Annotated in this window: 14 protein-coding genes; 9 read left to right on the top strand and 5 right to left on the bottom strand. The window is 60.6% G+C overall.

From position 1 onward, the window contains the following. Positions 1 to 32 precede the first annotated feature (32 nt). Both RE428_RS02775 and RE428_RS02770 read right to left on the bottom strand, forming a co-directional pair. Complete coding sequence (locus RE428_RS02775) at positions 33 to 1,058, bottom strand: SMP-30/gluconolactonase/LRE family protein (RefSeq protein WP_004579063.1); 1,026 nt, start codon at positions 1,056 to 1,058, stop codon at positions 33 to 35. Positions 1,059 to 1,092: 34 nt separating this feature from the next. After that, positions 1,093 to 1,872: an IclR family transcriptional regulator gene (locus RE428_RS02770; protein ID WP_004579064.1), complete on the bottom strand. Its 780-nt coding sequence runs from the start codon at positions 1,870 to 1,872 to the stop codon at positions 1,093 to 1,095. A gap of 372 nt (positions 1,873 to 2,244) precedes the next feature. Between RE428_RS02770 and RE428_RS02765 the strand changes: the two genes are divergently transcribed. The 4 genes from RE428_RS02765 to RE428_RS02750 are packed head-to-tail and all read left to right on the top strand — an operon-like array spanning position 2,245 to position 7,083. Next, positions 2,245 to 3,972 carry an IlvD/Edd family dehydratase gene (locus RE428_RS02765; protein WP_004579065.1) on the top strand — a complete coding sequence of 576 codons (1,728 nt, stop codon included), beginning with the start codon at positions 2,245 to 2,247 and terminating at the stop codon, positions 3,970 to 3,972. A 1-nt stretch (position 3,973) separates the two neighbouring features. Beyond that, positions 3,974 to 4,912 (top strand): 2-dehydro-3-deoxygalactonokinase, encoded by a 939-nt coding sequence (locus tag RE428_RS02760; RefSeq protein WP_004579066.1) that lies wholly within the window; start codon positions 3,974 to 3,976, stop codon positions 4,910 to 4,912. A 15-nt stretch (positions 4,913 to 4,927) separates the two neighbouring features. Continuing rightward, on the top strand, positions 4,928 to 5,563 hold the full coding sequence (locus RE428_RS02755) for a 2-dehydro-3-deoxy-6-phosphogalactonate aldolase (RefSeq protein WP_004579067.1): 636 nt from the start codon (positions 4,928 to 4,930) through the stop codon (positions 5,561 to 5,563). A gap of 41 nt (positions 5,564 to 5,604) precedes the next feature. Further along, positions 5,605 to 7,083: a DUF3336 domain-containing protein gene (locus RE428_RS02750; RefSeq protein WP_004579068.1), complete on the top strand. Its 1,479-nt coding sequence runs from the start codon at positions 5,605 to 5,607 to the stop codon at positions 7,081 to 7,083. A 42-nt stretch (positions 7,084 to 7,125) separates the two neighbouring features. Here RE428_RS02750 and RE428_RS02745 read toward each other — a convergent pair whose 3' ends face one another. Further along, positions 7,126 to 7,578, bottom strand: coding sequence for an Hsp20/alpha crystallin family protein (locus RE428_RS02745; RefSeq protein ID WP_004579069.1), 453 nt, complete (start codon positions 7,576 to 7,578; stop codon positions 7,126 to 7,128). A 163-nt stretch (positions 7,579 to 7,741) separates the two neighbouring features. On the opposite strand from RE428_RS02745, the gene RE428_RS02740 reads away from it, so the two are divergent. Next, the gene (locus RE428_RS02740) at positions 7,742 to 8,722 is read left to right on the top strand and encodes an MBL fold metallo-hydrolase (RefSeq protein WP_004579070.1); all 981 of its coding nucleotides are present in this window, start codon (positions 7,742 to 7,744) and stop codon (positions 8,720 to 8,722) included. 25 nt (positions 8,723 to 8,747) lie between these two features. On the opposite strand, the gene RE428_RS02735 is transcribed toward RE428_RS02740, so the two are convergent. Continuing rightward, on the bottom strand, positions 8,748 to 9,395 hold the full coding sequence (locus RE428_RS02735) for a phosphoribosyltransferase (RefSeq protein WP_004579071.1): 648 nt from the start codon (positions 9,393 to 9,395) through the stop codon (positions 8,748 to 8,750). A 224-nt stretch (positions 9,396 to 9,619) separates the two neighbouring features. Between RE428_RS02735 and RE428_RS02730 the strand changes: the two genes are divergently transcribed. Further along, positions 9,620 to 9,961 carry a DUF805 domain-containing protein gene (locus RE428_RS02730; protein ID WP_004579072.1) on the top strand — a complete coding sequence of 114 codons (342 nt, stop codon included), beginning with the start codon at positions 9,620 to 9,622 and terminating at the stop codon, positions 9,959 to 9,961. A gap of 278 nt (positions 9,962 to 10,239) precedes the next feature. Here RE428_RS02730 and RE428_RS02725 read toward each other — a convergent pair whose 3' ends face one another. After that, complete coding sequence (locus tag RE428_RS02725) at positions 10,240 to 10,608, bottom strand: gamma-glutamylcyclotransferase family protein (RefSeq protein WP_004579073.1); 369 nt, start codon at positions 10,606 to 10,608, stop codon at positions 10,240 to 10,242. Between the two features lie 242 nt (positions 10,609 to 10,850). Between RE428_RS02725 and RE428_RS02720 the strand changes: the two genes are divergently transcribed. From RE428_RS02720 to RE428_RS02710, 3 genes are all read left to right on the top strand, one after another. Continuing rightward, positions 10,851 to 12,263 (top strand): alanine/glycine:cation symporter family protein, encoded by a 1,413-nt coding sequence (locus RE428_RS02720; protein ID WP_004579074.1) that lies wholly within the window; start codon positions 10,851 to 10,853, stop codon positions 12,261 to 12,263. A gap of 140 nt (positions 12,264 to 12,403) precedes the next feature. Then, positions 12,404 to 14,077: a VRR-NUC domain-containing protein gene (locus tag RE428_RS02715; protein WP_004579075.1), complete on the top strand. Its 1,674-nt coding sequence runs from the start codon at positions 12,404 to 12,406 to the stop codon at positions 14,075 to 14,077. Further along, positions 14,077 to 16,392, top strand: coding sequence for an ATP-dependent DNA helicase (locus RE428_RS02710; RefSeq protein WP_004579076.1), 2,316 nt, complete (start codon positions 14,077 to 14,079; stop codon positions 16,390 to 16,392). The genes RE428_RS02715 and RE428_RS02710 overlap by 1 nt, the downstream gene beginning before the upstream one ends. Positions 16,393 to 16,553 lie beyond the last annotated feature (161 nt).

Raw genomic sequence — 16,553 nt, 5'->3', positions numbered from 1 at the left:
ATCACTGCGTTGCTCGGTGCTCAGATACTCGTCTACCAGTAGGTATGCCTCGTATCTTGCGCTCCGTGCGCCTTGCGTTTCATCCACAGCCCGAACTTTGTCAGACGCTCGTTAGTTATTGGCACCGGGCGCGATAGCCGCAGACATAAGACGCGCCCTTCTGGGTGTATGTCAGCCGGCGAACGGAGAACAGGCCTGGCCGGTGACATCGGTTCGGGCCACAAGCAGGGCCCCATCCAACTCACCGCGTTCCGCCGAATCCAGGCCGAAGTGCGCGGTGGTGACATACAGGGTGCGCCGATCCTCCCCGCCGAATACACAGCTGCTGGGGCATCGGGCGGGTACATCGATAATGCGATCGATACGCCATCCGGCCGGTAACGGATAATGCAGCCGGCGCCCCAGCGGGCGTTCCAGAGGCAACCTTCCTCGTCCATCGCCGAGCCGTCCGGGTTGCCGTAGCCCTGGGTATCCGCAAAGACGCGGCGATTGGACGCATGCCCGCTATCCGCATCCCAGTCGTAGACCCAGATGACGCTCTTGAGGGTATCGGCGAAATACATCTGCTTGTGGTTCGGGCTCCACACCAGGCTGTTACTGATGCCGATCTCCGACTCCACCTGCCGCAGGCTCTGGTCGGTATCGATGCACCAAAGCATGCCGGTGCTCTTGTCGACGGGGAGGCTCTCGGCGTTAGGGCCGATATTGTTTTCCATGGAGGCCAGCCAGAAACGGCCACGGGGATCGACGCGGGCCTCGTTGGTACGGTTGCGGGGATGTTCTTCGGCCGGCTCGGCGACCGGGGTCAACCGGCTCGTCTCGGGATCGAGGTCGTAGGCACCGCGGCCTGTGGCCACCAGATAGTGCCCGTTGGTCCGCGGCACGATGGCGCTGACCGGCTGATCGAACGCCCAGCGACGAAGCCGGTCGGTATCGGGATGCCAGGCGTAGGCAATTTGCCCGGCGATATCCACCCAGAGTAGTTCCTGCTTTGCTCCGTCCCAGTGAGGCCCTTCGCCCAGGATGAAGCGGTCGTTGCTGATTGGCCGGAAGTTCATCCATTCCCCCTAACCGCGGTTGTTCTTGTATTGGTCAGCCCGCCGTTCGGCCCGGGCCGTCGTTGTTGGGCATGAAGCCCAGTTCCCGGGAAATTCCCCGGGCAATCTCCAAGACCAACGGCTGCAAGTCCTGCAGTCGCGTGTTCGTCATGCGCGAGGTCACCGAGGTGACGCTGATACCCGCCACCACATCACCGCGGAAATTGAAGATCGGCGCTGCCACACAGCGAATGCCCTCTTCGTGCTCTTCCATGTCCAGCGCGCAACCCCGTACCCGAATATCGGCCAACGCCTGGCGTAAAGCGCGGGCATCGGCAAGCGTATGCGCCGTATGCCGCTGGAAAGCCGTCTGGGCGATGATCTCGTCCTGCCGTTCGGGACTCAGGTAGGCCAGGATTGCCTTGCCTACGCCGGTACAGTACATCGGTCCGCGTTTGCCGATCGCCGAATACAGGCGCACGGTCTTCGGACTTTCCAGCTTATCGACGTAGATAATCTCATTACCGTCGACTACCGCCAGGTGCACGGTTTCGCCCGCCTCATGCAGCAGGCGCTGCATGTAATCCTTTGCCGCGCGCGGAATCTCCAGGCCTGACCAGGTTCTCTGGGCCAGCGTCAGCAGCCGGTAACCCGGCGTATAACGCTGCTCCTCCCGGTCATAGCGAACCAGGCCCTGTTCCAGCAGTGTGGTCAATAACCGATGAGCCGTCGATTTGGGCAGATTGAGGCTCGCCACCAGATCGGTGAACCGAACTGGCTCCGCGCTATCACAGACCGCCTCAAGCACTTGAATCGCCTTATCTATCGACGACATCCATACACTCCTTCCTGAAAACTACCAGATCGTTCCGATATGGAGGATTAAAGTTCCACAATATGGACCCATCATTTTGCCCAGGTCAAGGAAACGGGCTAATGTATCAACCTTGTTACAAAAGACCCCGCTTGACACCCGATCAAACTAAACATCAAACTGATCCATATGTGGAACTTGAGTTCCATAATATGGAACTTCATGCAGATCTTGTTGGTTCCCGCCAGATCATTACCGACCTGACCGCTACACTTGAAGTGAAGATATGACTTGAAGTGAAGACGTGGCCAGGCATCCGGTCAGAATGAGACATTCTGAACGATCAGCACCCATTTCAATAAGGGGCTTAAACCGAACACTGGAGAGAACGAGTTGAGCAGCAACAAAGACCGTAAGCTTCGCAGCCAGCAGTGGTACGGCAAGCTGGACCGCGACGGGTTTATCCACCGCAGCTGGATGAAGAGTCAGGGGTTCCCGGACCACGCGTTCGACGGTCGCCCGGTGATCGGGATCTGCAATACCTGGTCTGAGATCACCCCCTGCAACTCACACCTCCGCGACATTGCCGAATTCGTCAAGAGAGGCGTCTGGGAGGCCGGTGGCGTGCCGCTGGAATTCCCCGCCATGTCCCTCGGCGAAACCCAGATGCGCCCCACCGCCATGCTGTTCCGCAATTTGCTGAGCATGGAGGTAGAGGAATCGATCCGCGCCAACCCGCTGGACGGCGTGGTACTGCTGGGCGGTTGCGACAAGACCACGCCTGGCCAGGTGATGGGTGCGGCCAGCGTCAACCTGCCCACGGCGGTCATCTCTTCCGGCCCGATGCTTAACGGCAAGTACCGCGGCCGCGATATCGGCTCCGGTACCGACGTCTGGAAGTTCAGCGAACAGGTGCGCGCGGGCACCATGAGCCTGCCGGAATTCCTCAATGCGGAAAGCTGCATGTCCCGCAGCGTCGGCACCTGCATGACCATGGGCACCGCCTCCACCATGGCCTCGTTGATGGAAGCCATGGGCTTGGCCCTGCCTTTGAACGGTACGCTTCCCGCAGTGGATTCGCGGCGCCGCGTCCTTGCCCATCTCACGGGTAGGCGACTGGTCGAGATGGTCCACGAAGACCTGACGATCTCCAAAGTCCTCACCCGCGAAGCCTTCGAGAATGCCATCAAGGTAAACGCCGCCATCGGTGGCTCCACCAACGCCGTTGTTCATCTATTGGCCATGGCCGGAAGGCTGGGCGTCGACCTGACCCTGGAAGACTTCGATCGCCTGGGTCGGGAAATTCCGTTGCTGGTGAACCTGATGCCCTCGGGCAAGTACCTGATGGAAGACTTCCACTACAACGGCGGTGTACCGGTGGTACTGAAGCGTCTGTCGGACCAGTTACACCTCGACGCCCCGAGCATCTCAGGCGGCGCGATCGGCGAAGCGCTGGATGAGGTGGAATGCTTCGATGATGACGTCATTCGCCCGATGGACAATCCAGTCCGCCCGGCTGCCGGCATAGCCGTACTCAAGGGCAACCTCTGCCCCAACGGCGCCATTATCAAGCCTTCAGCCGCGAGTGAACCCTTACTCAAGCACCGTGGCAAAGCCGTGGTGTTCGAGACCATCGAGGACTTCAAGGCCCGCGTCGACGCTCCCGACCTGGATGTGGACGAAAACTCCATCCTGGTGCTCAAGGGCTGCGGCCCCAAGGGCTATCCGGGCATGCCCGAAGTCGGCAACATGCCGCTGCCACGTAAGCTGCTGGAGAAAGGCATCACCGATATGGTCCGCCTGTCAGATGCCCGAATGAGCGGCACCGCCTTCGGCACGGTCGTGCTGCACATCTCGCCGGAAGCCAACGAGGGCGGCCCGCTGGCCCTGGTCCGGAACGGCGACTGGATCGAACTGGATGTGGAAGCCCGCCAACTGCACCTGGATATCCCACCGGACGAACTGATCAAACGCCAGACCGAATGGGAAGCACCGGAAACGCCCCACGCCCGAGGCTACTATCGACTCTATATCGACCACGTGCTGCAGGCAGACCAAGGCGCGGACCTGGACTTCCTGGTCGGCGGCAGCGGTCACGTCGTGACGCGGGAGTCCCACTGATATGACCAGCGAGGGCATCGCGGACGGCAAACTGATCACCGTCGATTGGGGCACCAGCAATTTCCGCGCAGCGTTGCTCGACGCTTCTGGTGCGGCCCTTGATCGCATCCAGGCGCCGAAGGGTATGCTCCAACTGGAGAAGCCTGCGTTGGCCGCGACACTTACCGATCTGCTGGAACCCTGGCTCGCGACGCTACCCGATGCCCCTATCCTGATGGCCGGCATGATCGGTAGTGCCGATGGTCTGGTGGAGGTGCCCTATCTGGAATGTCCCGCGAGCCTCGACGATATTGCAGAGGCCTTGGCGCCCATTCCCGATCTTGAGCACGGCCGGCGCGGGTATATCGTACCGGGCCTGCGCGGGCGCTCGATCTCCGGCGCCCACGATGTCATGCGTGGTGAGGAAATACAGATCCTCGGCGCGCTCCAGCAAACAGATGCCGAGGCGCAAACAGTCTGCCTGCCAGGCACCCACTCCAAATGGGTGACGCTGGATGGGCGTAGAGTAACCGCCTTCAGCACCTGCATGACCGGCGATGTCTACGCCGCGCTATGCAGCCATACCCTGCTGAAGCGCTACGCCAACCAAGGCAGCCACGATCCGCAAGCCTTCCGCCAGGGCCTTGAGCACGCCGACCAGCCCGGCGGTTTACTACACCACCTCTTCAGCACGCGCACCGAAGTGTTGATTGGCGATATGCCGCCGAATGTTTCCGCTGCCTATCTGTCAGGCCTGCTCATTGGCTCGGAAGTCCGCGCCATGGTGGATGTGCTGAAGCCGCAAGGTACAGTCACGCTGATCGCAAACAGCCAGTTAACGGCCCTCTACGCCGAGGCCCTCGACATGCGAGGTATCGATACCCGGCGCGTGGACGGAGACACCGCGGCCACCACCGGCATGCATCATATCGCGCGCCGCGCCGACCTTATCCGGAACTGATCACAGGACACCACCATGCCGAGCACCGCGTTCACCCGTTACTTTGAAGAGATGCCCCTGGTCGCCATACTCCGCGGCATTCGCCCAGACGAAGCTATCGAACTGGGCAGCGAACTGATCGATGCCGGTTTCCGCCTGATCGAGGTTCCGCTGAACTCGCCCGATCCGTTCGGGAGCATCGCGGCGCTGGCCGAACGGTTTGGCGATCAGGCGCTGATCGGCGCCGGCACCGTAACCGGTGTCGACGACGTCGAGAAGCTCAAACACGCGGGCGGGCAATTGATGGTCATGCCCCACGCCGATCCGGAAATTATTAGCGCAGGTGTGGAGGCGGGCATGGACGTGCTGCCCGGCGTCATGACACCGACCGAAGCCTTCGGGGCGTTCAAGGCCGGCGCCGAAGCCCTGAAAATCTTTCCCGCAGAGCTGGTCGGCCCATCAGGAATCAAGGCCCTGCTTTCGGTGCTGCCTAGGGGAACAATCGTCGCACCCACCGGCGGCGTCACGCCGGACAACCTGGCGACCTTCGCCCATGCCGGCGCCAAAGGTTTTGGGCTGGGCTCAGGCCTCTACAAACCGGGGCAGGATGCGCGGTCACTGCGTGAAAATGCAGATGCCTACGTTTCCGCCTGGCGTCGACTGGGCACCTGACCCCCTACCTCAATCGCGTGGCTTGAGCTATCGTGTTCCTAATGAATACTAAAGCGAAAGTACGCAGACAGCTTAAACGCCAACTGGTCGAAGCCCAGTCCTTCGAGCAGTGGCGCGAGACCGCCGAAAAACTGGATGAGCTCGATGGCGTGCTCGATTGGCGCCAGGAAGGCGAGACGGAGATGCTGCACGAATCGCTGATCCGTGAGCATATCCAGTTGATGCGAAAGTACCGCCAGCAGGGCCAGACCGCGGCCCTGACCCGCGTGCTTCAGGAAAGCCTGTACCGCCACCTGGGCGAACTCTCCAACCCCGATCTCTACGCCGTCGCCCGCACGGGCACCAAGCTGGTGGTCTCCGAATTTCTCGCCGAAGTCCGTCTCGGGATGAACTACATCTGCGACCAGAAGCAACCACGGGTCTCCGCAGAGGAAAAACTGCAGATGTTCCGCCAGGCCGAGAAGGTCTTCGGTCACCCGGCCCTGATGCTCAGTGGTGGCGCCGCCTTCGGCATCTACCATCTTGGTGTCACCCGCGCGCTCTGGCGCCAGGACCTGCTGCCGGACGTCATCGCCGGCTCGAGCATGGGCGCCATCATCGCCGCAAGCGTGTGCAGCCGCAACGATACGGAACTGGAAGAATTCTTCGAGAACCCCGACCAGGTGCACCGGGATGCCCTGCGCTGGCTGTCGCTCGGCGAGATCCGGCGTAAAGGCTACGCCATGGATCAGACCCAGCTTCATGAACACATCCGCACCAACGTCGGCACCCGAAGCTTCCGGGAGGCCTTCGAGCATAGCGGTCGCACCCTGAACATCTCCGTATCGCCGACTCGTACAAGGCAGAAGCCGCGCCTGCTGAATGAATTGGCGTCACCGAACGTCACGATCGATTCCGCCGTGCTGGCCTCCTGTGCGGTGCCGGGCATCTTCCCTTCGGTGTCCTTGCAGGCCCGCGACCATTCCGGTGACGGTAAAGGCGAAACACCCTACATGCCCACCGAACGCTGGATCGATGGCAGCGTCCAGGGCGACCTGCCCCACATGCGCATGGCGCGCCTGCACAACGTCAACAAAACCATCGTCAGCCAGGCCAATCCGCACGTATTACCGTTCATCAGCCATCACTTTGAACGGGGTTACCGCGCCTCCCTGCGACAAGCCGCCTCGTCGATCGTCCATGCCCATGTGGCCACAATGCTAGAACTGACCCGTAACACCTGGTCGTCTTCCGTGGTTCGCCCCTTGATCGAACAGGCTCACGCCATGGCCACCCAGTCCTATCTGGGAGACATCAACATCCAGTTCCCGTTCAAACCGACGCTCTACCGCAAGGTACTCGCCAATCCCACCGACGCCGACCTGGACATGTACATCCGTATCGGCGAACAGGCCACCTGGCCGATGATGGCGATGGTTGAAGATCAGACGCTGATCAGTCGGACGTTCAAGGAATGTATCGAAAGGTTGAAAGAACGTGCTGGAAGGGAGCGGTATCAGGCGGAGAAGGCGGCTTCGTGAGAAACAGCGCCCGGGCGGAGTTAGTCGCTCCGCCCGGGCGTATCAGGCTTCAACCTCGATACGCTTGGCGCCCTTGGCTTCAGCCTTGGGCACATGAATTTCCAGTACGCCATTTACTGCGCGGGCTTTCACCTGGTCTTCGTCCGTGGATTTAGGTAGGGCTATGCGGCGGAAAAATGATCCGCTGAAGCGCTCAACGCGGTGGAAACCGTTCTCTTCTGTCTTCTTCTCGTCCTGCCTTTCGCCCTTAATGGTCAACACCCCGGACTCCAGGGAAACCTCAATCTGCTTGGGATCGACGCCCGGAAGATCCGCACGGACAATATACTCCTTCTCCTCTTCCTTGATATCGACAGCCGGCGTCCAGTTTGCCGCCAGCCCGGAGGCTTCGCCTTCCTCAAACGGCCACCCCAGGCCGCGATCGCCAAATAGACGATTAATCTCATCCTGAAAACTGGCCAAAACAGAACCACGATGCGGAATCAGTGAACTCATGATCTTGCCTCCTTGTGTGACCGGCTCTCGCCGAAAAAACACCTTGCTTACAAAATATCCTATGCTCCCCGATGCCGTGGACCTTGATCCAGATCAGGAATTTGGGAGGATGGGAATCGGGAAACCCACCGCGTCGGCAGGCGCTTGAAACCAGGGGAATATCATGCGCTTCACTTTCCTCGGCACCTCAGCCGGCACCCCAACCAAGATCCGCAATGTCACCGCCCTCGCCTTGCAGCACGGCGGGCCCCGGGGTTGGTATCTGATCGATTGCGGCGAAGGCACCCAGCACCAGTTGCTGCATACGCGGCATTCGCTGGTCCAGTTGCGAGCGATCTTTATTACCCATGTTCATGGGGATCATGCGTTTGGACTGCCCGGTCTGTTAGCCAGCGCGTCAATGTCCGGCCGGACGGAGCCATTGCCATTGATCGCACCGGCGCCGATTCGGGCGTTTGTGGAAACGGCGCTGGCGGCCTGCGATTCCCAATTGGGCTATGAACTGGCGTTTTTCGAGTGGGGCGCGGCGGATTTGGTCTGGTCGGATGCGTATGTGGAGGTGACGACCGCACCATTGTCCCATCGGGTGCCTTGCGTGGCCTTTCGATTTACGGAGAAGAACCTGGAGCGCAAGCTGCTCACTGACCAGTTGGAATTCGACGATGTGGAGCCCGGACCGGCGTGGGGTGAACTCCAGCGCGGGCGTGACGTGGTTCTGAACGACGGCCGCGTGCTCAAGAGCGACGCCTACACGGCGATTACCCGCGAGCCCCGGTGTATTGTGGTCGGTGGTGATAACGATTCGCCGGAACTGCTACGCGAGACCTGTCTCGACGCTCACGTACTGATCCACGAATCCACCTACACCCAGGCGGTCTCCAACCGGGTAGGACCGGCACCGCAGCACAGCTCGGCCGAACAGGTCGCGCGCTTCGCGGAATCCGTGAGGCTGCCCAACCTGGTCCTTACCCACTTCAGCTCGCGCTACCAACTCTCCCACCACGGTGCGCCACATATCGATGAGATCGAGTTCGAAGCCGGCAGGTTTTACAAGGGCAACCTCTGGCTGGCCCGGGATTTCGACGACTATGAGCTGGGTAAGGACTTGATCCTGAGGCGTATCACCCCCGACGACGAGGAATAATCCCTGGGGGCGCAATTCCATCCAGCTATGGCCGCCGGGCGCGTGCGAGGATCCCAATGACTTCGTCGTCGCTGACCTGCGCGAAATCCTGGTACCACAGCCCTACGCCACGGAAATCCCTCGGTTCCAACGGGCAAACGAAGTCATCGGTGATCCCACGCATGCTGTCCGCGCTATCCCGCGCTGCGACGGGCACGGCTACCGTAATTCGCGAAGGCTTTTGGCGACGCACGGATTCGATCACGGCACGCATGGTAGCACCGGTGGCCAAACCATCGTCGATCAGGATGACCTGGCGTCCGTCGAAACTCGGCTGTTGACGACCTTCCCGATATTCCCTCGCCCGCCGATCCAGGGTTTCCTGCTCACGGGCAGCGACCTGCTCGATGTCGGCATCGCTGATCCGCAAGGCGCTAATCAGGTCATGGTTGAGGTAGCGGGTACCGTCTTCGGTCAGCGCGCCCATGGCGACTTCAGGCTGGCCGGGCACGCCCAGCTTGCGTACGTTGAACACGTCCAGTTCGAGATTCAGGCGATTGCCCACTTCCGCCGCGACCGGCAGCCCGCCGCGGGGGAGCCCGAGGACCAGGGCATTGTCTTCGAGGGTGAGTTCTTCCAGCTTGTCAGCCAGTTGTTGTCCCGCGTCTATCCGATTCTTGAACACCTTGCTCATGGCTCGGCCCTCCCTGTGATCGATGGATACGACAGGAACAAAGACAGCGTAACATTGATGGCGCAGAATCCGAGCCCGATAACGTATGGATCAGACAACATCTGTAACAAATCGAGACATAAGGAAGGGTGTCAGCCTGCTACTCTTCCTTTCTCCGCCAGGGAGGCTGGCGGTTAACGAGGGACTCGGCAAGATGCCGAACAACAGCATACAGAGGATGCAACGTGGAACACTTCATCGACGCTTTTCGTAATTTTGCCAACTTCTCGGGCCGCGCAAGCCGTACCCAGTACTGGATGTTCTTCCTGGTCTATTTCATTGCCCTGATCGTGCTCACCGTATTGGACGTCGTGGTTGGCACGATGGTTATTTCCACGTTGTTCTCGCTTGCGGTCCTGATCCCCAGCATCAGCATCGCCGCACGGCGCCTACACGACACCGGAAAATCCGGTTGGTGGCAGTTGGTGGCGCTGATCCCGCTGATCGGCTGGATCATCCTGATCGTGATGCTCGCCCAGCCTAGCCAGGGTGAAAACGCTTACGGCGCGCAGCCGGCTACCGCCTGAGCGCGTTCCGAAAGCGCCTACAGCGTAAAGCCCCTATCCAGGGGCTTTCTTTTGGTTCCTCGCACTTAAGCGGGAATCCGCGTAACGGCAAGCCATTCCGGGAATGGGCAGCCCTGCGGGCTGCTCCGAAACTGAAGCGTCGGCTACATTTTTCAGATAACTCGAGCATGTAGCAGATGCTTCAGCTTCTGAGGCGCCGAAGGCGCCCGCGGTCTTACGACTCGTGCGGATGACTCCCGGCTCCCTGTCACGCTAATCCGCGATGAACCTTTCTTTTCCTACCAGCCACCCCGCACAATCCGCCGAAACCCCTTCACCGGCAGGTTATACAGATAGACCCACGCCGGCCCATGGCGGGTGCCCACTTCCTTGCGATCGTAAACGCTACGCTCCGGCGATCGGGGGATATGCTCCTCCAACTGATCCAGCCGATTCAGACCTCGCGGCGTGACCGCATAGACCTCCACCTCGACCCCCTGGGATTTTTCCATTCGCGCCGCCGGGCAAGGTCCGAGATCGTAGAGCGTGATCGTCACCAACCGATCCGTGCCCAGATAGCGTGCGCCTTTCAGGAAGCCATGGTTGGAGCGCCCACGCTTGAGCGTGCCATAGACCGCAACCCGGTGGGGATGAAGATTGAATGCCATCGCAACGCCCTAACTGATGAAATTCAGCAGGATGATCATGCCATTGGCAGCTATGCTGAATAAAGCATGTGTTCTATGGGCTTAGGCCCGATCCCTCTAACATTGCCGGAGCCAGACAGGTAGTCCACCAAGGCATAACGGAACGCTGAGGTGAGCGCATTACACTGGCGGCATTGGCAGGGAGCCTCCCGGAAGCTTCCCACATTCACCCGGTATCGCGGCAGGGCCGCTGGAGATACTGCATGACCGCAATTGTCGATTTCCTCAATTCCATTCTTTGGGGCTACGTCCTCGTATACGGCCTTCTGGCCGTGGGCGTGTTTTTCACCCTCCGGCTGGGGTTCCTCCAATTCCTCAAATTCGGCGAAATGATCCGCGCTATTCGTGGCTCTCGGGAAAGCGATGTGCATGGAATTTCGCCCTTCCAGGCGCTGTGTACCAGCCTGGCTTCCCGCGTCGGGACCGGTAACCTCGCCGGCGTGGCGGTCGCTCTCTACCTCGGCGGGGCGGGCGCGATCTTCTGGATGTGGATGGTGGCGCTGGTGGGGATGGCCACCGGCTATGCGGAAAGCACCCTGGCCCAGCTCTACAAGGTCCGTGATGGCAAGGGCCAGTACCGCGGTGGACCAGCGGTCTACATGTCGAAGGGGCTGAAGGCGCCCTGGGCCGGAGGGATATTCGCCGTCTGTTTGATCCTCTCTTTCGGTCTGGTGTTCAACGCGGTACAGGCAAACTCGATTGCAGACGCGATGGAAGGCGCCTTTGGCGTTCCCAAGCTGGGCGTGGGCATCGTGGTGGCCGTGTTTGCCGGCATCGTTATCTTTGGCGGTCTGCGAAAGGTCGTTCGTTTTGCCGAATTCGTCGTGCCGTTTATGGCCGGCGCCTATGTGCTGATGGCGCTGTTCGTGATGATCCTGCATTACGACGAGGTCCCCGGTGTGATCATGACCATTATCAGAAGCGCGTTCGGCCTTGAAGAAGCCGGCGGCGGCGTAGCCGGCTCCGTTACCGCCGCCATGCTCAATGGGATCAAACGGGGGCTGTTCTCCAATGAGGCGGGCATGGGCTCGGCGCCCAATATCGCCGCCACGGCTACTCCAGCGCCGCACCATCCTTCTTCCCAGGGTCTGGTGCAGGCCTTCGGCGTGTTCGTGGACACCCTGGTAATCTGTACCGCCACCGCCGTCATGATCCTGCTTTCGGGTGTACTCGACCCTGAGTCCGGCGTGACCGGCACGGAATTGACGCAGCAGGCTCTGGAAGCCCATGTGGGTCCGTTCGGCGGCTACTTCATTGCGATTGCCATCCTGTTCTTTGCCTTCACATCCATCGTCGCCAACTATACCTATGCCGAAAACGCCATGATCTACCTGGGGGGCAGCAGCGATCTTTGGATCACGCTGTTGCGATTTTCGGCCTTGGGCATGGTGATTTGGGGCAGCTACGAAGCCGTGGTCACGGTCTTCAATACGGCCGATGCGTCGATGGGCCTGATGGCTACCGTCAACCTGATTGCCATCGTGATGCTTTCCGGCACCGTCGTGAAGCTGACCAAGGACTACATGGCCCAGCGCAAGGCCGGTGACGTGCCACACTTCAAAGGCAAGGACTACCCGGAACTGGCGGATAAGATCGACACCTCGATCTGGCGCTAGAAAAAACGCAGTATTCCGGTAACCATAAACCCCTTGCAACTTACCTTCAGGGCCGCCAATCTACAGGCAGGATATGGGCGGCCCTGATGCCCACTCCGCATTGCCCACCACGATTCCCGAACGAATACCCAACACTGTTGATGATACCGCGTCCCCAAACCGCTTCGCTGGACGATCCACTCTACTACCTGCGCAATTTCGAAACGGTAGTGAACTGGGTCCGCCAGCATCACAGCGATCTGCTGCTTGCGGATGAGCTGGCCCTGATCGATGGATTCATTCAGCTGGCCCAGCCGGCACGAGCCCTACTGGTACGCCTGGTGATGCGCACGGGCGAGCTGTTCCGCGAAAGCCGGCTGAATTACGCAGAGCTCGGCTGCCCGGTGGCCGACGCATTGGACGAACTTGAGGAGGCTGGCTGGGTTGAAGCGGACCCGACCCTGGATGTCGCCGCGCTTTTCCATGTCCTGACCGCCCCGGAATGCAGAACTGCACTCGCCAAGGCGCTGAGCGAAGCCGGGCTGCCCCGTTCGGCTAGCAAGCGCGCGATGCTCGAACATTTCCTGGAGGCCAATCCGGAGCCTCGGCGATTCTCCGAATGGTGGCCCGATGCGGATGACCGTCTGGTCGCCCTGAATCAAATGCCGCTGTTCGATCGCATTCGGCTGATGTTCTTCGGCAACCTGCGTCAAAGCTGGTCGGATTTTGTGTTGGTGGAGCTGGGCCATCACAGCTACGAACCGGTGCCGTTTACGCCGGATTCCCGGGCTTTCCAGAGCCGCAATGACGTGGATCGCTACCTGCAGATGCAGAGCTGTCGCGAGCGGCTCGACCAAGGGGAATCACCGGCTGCCATCTGGCCGGACGTGCCCGCCGCAGATACTTGCAATCCCTGGCTGGAGAGCCGTAGGGGACGGCTACTGCTGGAACTGGGTCGCCAGGCCGAACGCAGCGGCGATCCAGAACTGGCCTTGGCGGCCTGGGACGAAAGCCAGCATCGCGAAGCGCGACTCCGGCAGCTGCGATTGATGGAGCGCCAGAAGCGTTTCGAGGATGCCTGGTCGATCGCCAACGAAGCATTGGAAGCCCCGCGCGGCGACGGAGAACTCAGGGGCCTCGAGCGCCTGACCCGTCGTTTGGCGAAAAAGCTCGAATACGACGCCCCACCCGTGTCGGCCCGACCGAAGATCCCCGAGTTCACCCTGCAGCTGCCGCACCCCGGGCTCCACTCGGTGGAATGGGCGGCCCTCGAGCATCTGGGCACCGAAGAGACACCCGTCTGCTACGTGGAGAATACCCTGCTCAACGGCCTGTTTGGCTTGCTGTGCTGGCCGGCACTCTACGCGCCCCTGCCCGGCGCCTTCTTCCATCCGTTCCACATGGCGCCGGCGGATCTGCATCGGGAGGATTTCGTGGAACGCCGTCAGGACCTGTTCGACACCTGCCTCGCCACCCTGGACAGCGACGACTACAAGCACCGGATCCGTCAGGCCTGGCGTGAGAAGCAGGGCATCAACTCGCCTTTCGTTATCTGGCCAGTACTGACTGAGGACTTGCTGGAGATGGCGTTGCACTGCATTCCCGCAACCCACCTCAAGCTGATTTTCCAACGCCTGCTGCGGGACCTGAAGGAGCATCGCAGCGGCTTGCCGGACCTGATCCAATTCCGGCCCGCCGAGCAGGGCTACGAGATGATCGAGGTGAAGGGCCCTGGCGATCGACTGCAGGATCACCAGAAGCGCTGGCTGGAATTCTGCCTCGATCATGGTATCGCAGTTTCAGTGTGCTACGTGCGCTGGCTGGAGAGCCGCTGATGCGCGTTGCCGTGCGTACCCTCTGCGAGTTCGCCGCCCGCCGCGGCGACCTGGACCACCGCTACACCCCGGCGCCGAGTTCCGAGGAAGGCATTGCCGGCCACGGCAAGGTCCAGGCCCGACGGGGACCAGACTACCAGCGGGAATTTGCCCTCGCCGGCGAATGTGCCGGCCTGCAACTCAGCGGTCGCGCAGACGGCTACGCCCCCCTGGCCAACCGTATTGAGGAAATCAAAACCCATCGCGGCGACCTGGCGCGAATCTCCGAACCCCAACGGGCCCTGCATCGTGCGCAGCTGCGCGCGTACGGCGCGCTTCACTGCCATACCACAGGCAAGGACAGCGTCGAACTGGCTCTGGTTTACTTCGATGTCGGCAAGGAGAAGGAAACCGTTATCAAGGAATCCGCCTCGGCGGACAGCCTGTGGCAGGAGCTGACCGAACTCTGTGAAGCCTACCGCCAATGGGCACAGCAGGAAGAAAGCCATCGGCGCCAGCGGAACCAGGCGCTTATAGCGCTGAAGTTCCCCTACGGCAATTTTCGTGTCGGCCAACGCCAATTGTCGGAGACGGTCTACAAGAACAGCCTGCGCGGAGAGACGCTGATGGTCCAGGCGCCAACCGGACTGGGCAAGACACTCGGCACGTTGTTTCCTGCCTTGATGGCCATGCCCAAGGCCGGACAGGACCGTCTCTTCTATCTGACGACCCGAAACCCCGGTCGCCGGCTGGCTTTGGACAGCCTGCAGCAACTGCGTGATGCTCAGACCAACGCTCTACCACTACGCATCCTGGAACTGAGTGCCAAGGATCATGCCTGCGAGCAGCCCGACAAGGCCTGCCACGGCGAGTCCTGCCCGTTGGCCCAGGGTTTCTTCGACCGCCTGCCGGCGGCGCGCCAGGCGGCAGCCGATTTCGAGGGCATCCTCACACGCGAGGCCCTGAGCCGTATCGCCGCTGAACATACGCTCTGCCCGTACTTCCTGGCCCAGGAAATGGCCCGCTGGAGTGACCTGGTGGTCGGGGATGTGAATCGCATGTTCGACCAGCATGCCCTGCTGCACGGGCTGACACGCCAGAACGAGTGGAACATCAGCCTGCTGGTGGACGAGGCCCACAACCTGGTCGACCGGGCCCGGGGTATGTACTCGGTTACCCTACGTCAGTCCCGCCTGTTGCAGGTGCGGCGTCAGGCACCCGCGGAACTCAAGGGCCCGATGAACCGGGTCGCCAGCCAGTGGCGGGCGTTGATCCGAGACGCCCTTCCCGAAGAACAGACAAGCGATCGGGACCAGACCCAGTTTCTCGACTCAATCCCCAAGGCGCTCTTGCCCAGCCTGAACCTGCTGGTTTCCGCAATCACCGATTACCTGACCGAACAGCCGCCGGACCTGGCCCTGCAGGAACTGATGTTCGAATGCCTGGCCTTCACACGCCTGGCCGAGGTCTTCGGCGACCATTCCCTGTGTGAGTTGCGAACCGGCGGGCGCGGCAAGGCGGCCCTGACCATCCAGAACCTGATTCCGGCGGACTTCCTCAAGCCTCGCTTCGAAGCCGCAGGCAGCACGCTGCTGTTCTCCGCAACACTAAGCCCGGGCGTTTACCACCGGGACCTGCTCGGCTTGCCGGACAGCACTTGCTGGCAAGCCATCGAGAGTCCCTTCAGCGCCAGGCAATTGCAGGTGCAGTTCGCTCGCCATGTGAGCACCCGACGTCAGCACCGCGATTCTTCCCTGGAACCGATTGCGCAGATCATCACTCAGCAGTATCGCCAGCAACCGGGAAACTACCTGGCTTACTTCAGCAGTTTTGCCTATCTGAAAGCGGCCATGGACGCACTCCAGGCAAGAGCTGCCGATATACCAGTCTGGCAGCAGCACCCGGACATGGGGTATGAGGAGAGAAACAACTTTCTCGATCGGTTTACTGCAGACAGTCGTGGCGTGGGTTTTGCCGTGCTGGGCGGCGCTTTTGGCGAAGGCATCGACCTACCCGGCAAACGCCTGATCGGTGCCTTCGTCGCGACCTTGGGTCTGCCGCCGTTCGACGCCTGGCACGATATCCTCAAGCAACGCCTGCACGACCGTTTTGGCGCTGGCTACGAATACACCTATCTCTATCCCGGCCTGCAGAAAGTGACCCAGGCCGCCGGCCGTGTCATTCGCACCCCCGAAGACAGGGGCGTTATCTGGCTGATCGACGATCGTTACAGCCAGCCGCAAGTCCGTTCGTTGCTTCCACAATGGTGGTTTGAGGACATGACAAACAAAGATGCCAACTCAAATCCGGCGCCAAATCATCTACACAAGAAATAATTGAACACACCATGTGCAATTAATATGTACGCATTAAAGACAAGCCTTCACCATCGATAGAATAAAACTACTACATACGAACAAAACCGAATTAAACATCGGATCTACCCGCAAGGATCAAAACAACACTCAAGTAATTGATTTTAAATAATTATTTCTAA

The organism is Marinobacter nanhaiticus D15-8W (assembly GCF_036511935.1).
Classification (GTDB): Bacteria; Pseudomonadota; Gammaproteobacteria; order Pseudomonadales; family Oleiphilaceae; genus Marinobacter_A; species Marinobacter_A nanhaiticus.
This window is presented reverse-complemented; position numbering and strand designations above follow the sequence as displayed.

Bases quoted from the DNA above. Each gene is read 5' to 3' on its own strand.
- RE428_RS02725 (WP_004579073.1), bottom strand. From the start codon at position 10,608: ATGGCATTCAATCTTCATCCCCACCGGGTTGCGGTCTATGGCACGCTC.
- RE428_RS02720 (WP_004579074.1), top strand. From the start codon at position 10,851: ATGACCGCAATTGTCGATTTCCTCAATTCCATTCTTTGGGGCTACGTC.
- RE428_RS02750 (WP_004579068.1), top strand. From the start codon at position 5,605: ATGAATACTAAAGCGAAAGTACGCAGACAGCTTAAACGCCAACTGGTC.
- RE428_RS02760 (WP_004579066.1), top strand. From the start codon at position 3,974: ATGACCAGCGAGGGCATCGCGGACGGCAAACTGATCACCGTCGATTGG.
- RE428_RS02755 (WP_004579067.1), top strand. From the start codon at position 4,928: ATGCCGAGCACCGCGTTCACCCGTTACTTTGAAGAGATGCCCCTGGTC.
- RE428_RS02710 (WP_004579076.1), top strand. From the start codon at position 14,077: ATGCGCGTTGCCGTGCGTACCCTCTGCGAGTTCGCCGCCCGCCGCGGC.
- RE428_RS02745 (WP_004579069.1), bottom strand. From the start codon at position 7,578: ATGAGTTCACTGATTCCGCATCGTGGTTCTGTTTTGGCCAGTTTTCAG.
- RE428_RS02740 (WP_004579070.1), top strand. From the start codon at position 7,742: ATGCGCTTCACTTTCCTCGGCACCTCAGCCGGCACCCCAACCAAGATC.
- RE428_RS02775 (WP_004579063.1), bottom strand. From the start codon at position 1,058: ATGAACTTCCGGCCAATCAGCAACGACCGCTTCATCCTGGGCGAAGGG.
- RE428_RS02735 (WP_004579071.1), bottom strand. From the start codon at position 9,395: ATGAGCAAGGTGTTCAAGAATCGGATAGACGCGGGACAACAACTGGCT.
- RE428_RS02715 (WP_004579075.1), top strand. From the start codon at position 12,404: ATGATACCGCGTCCCCAAACCGCTTCGCTGGACGATCCACTCTACTAC.
- RE428_RS02770 (WP_004579064.1), bottom strand. From the start codon at position 1,872: ATGTCGTCGATAGATAAGGCGATTCAAGTGCTTGAGGCGGTCTGTGAT.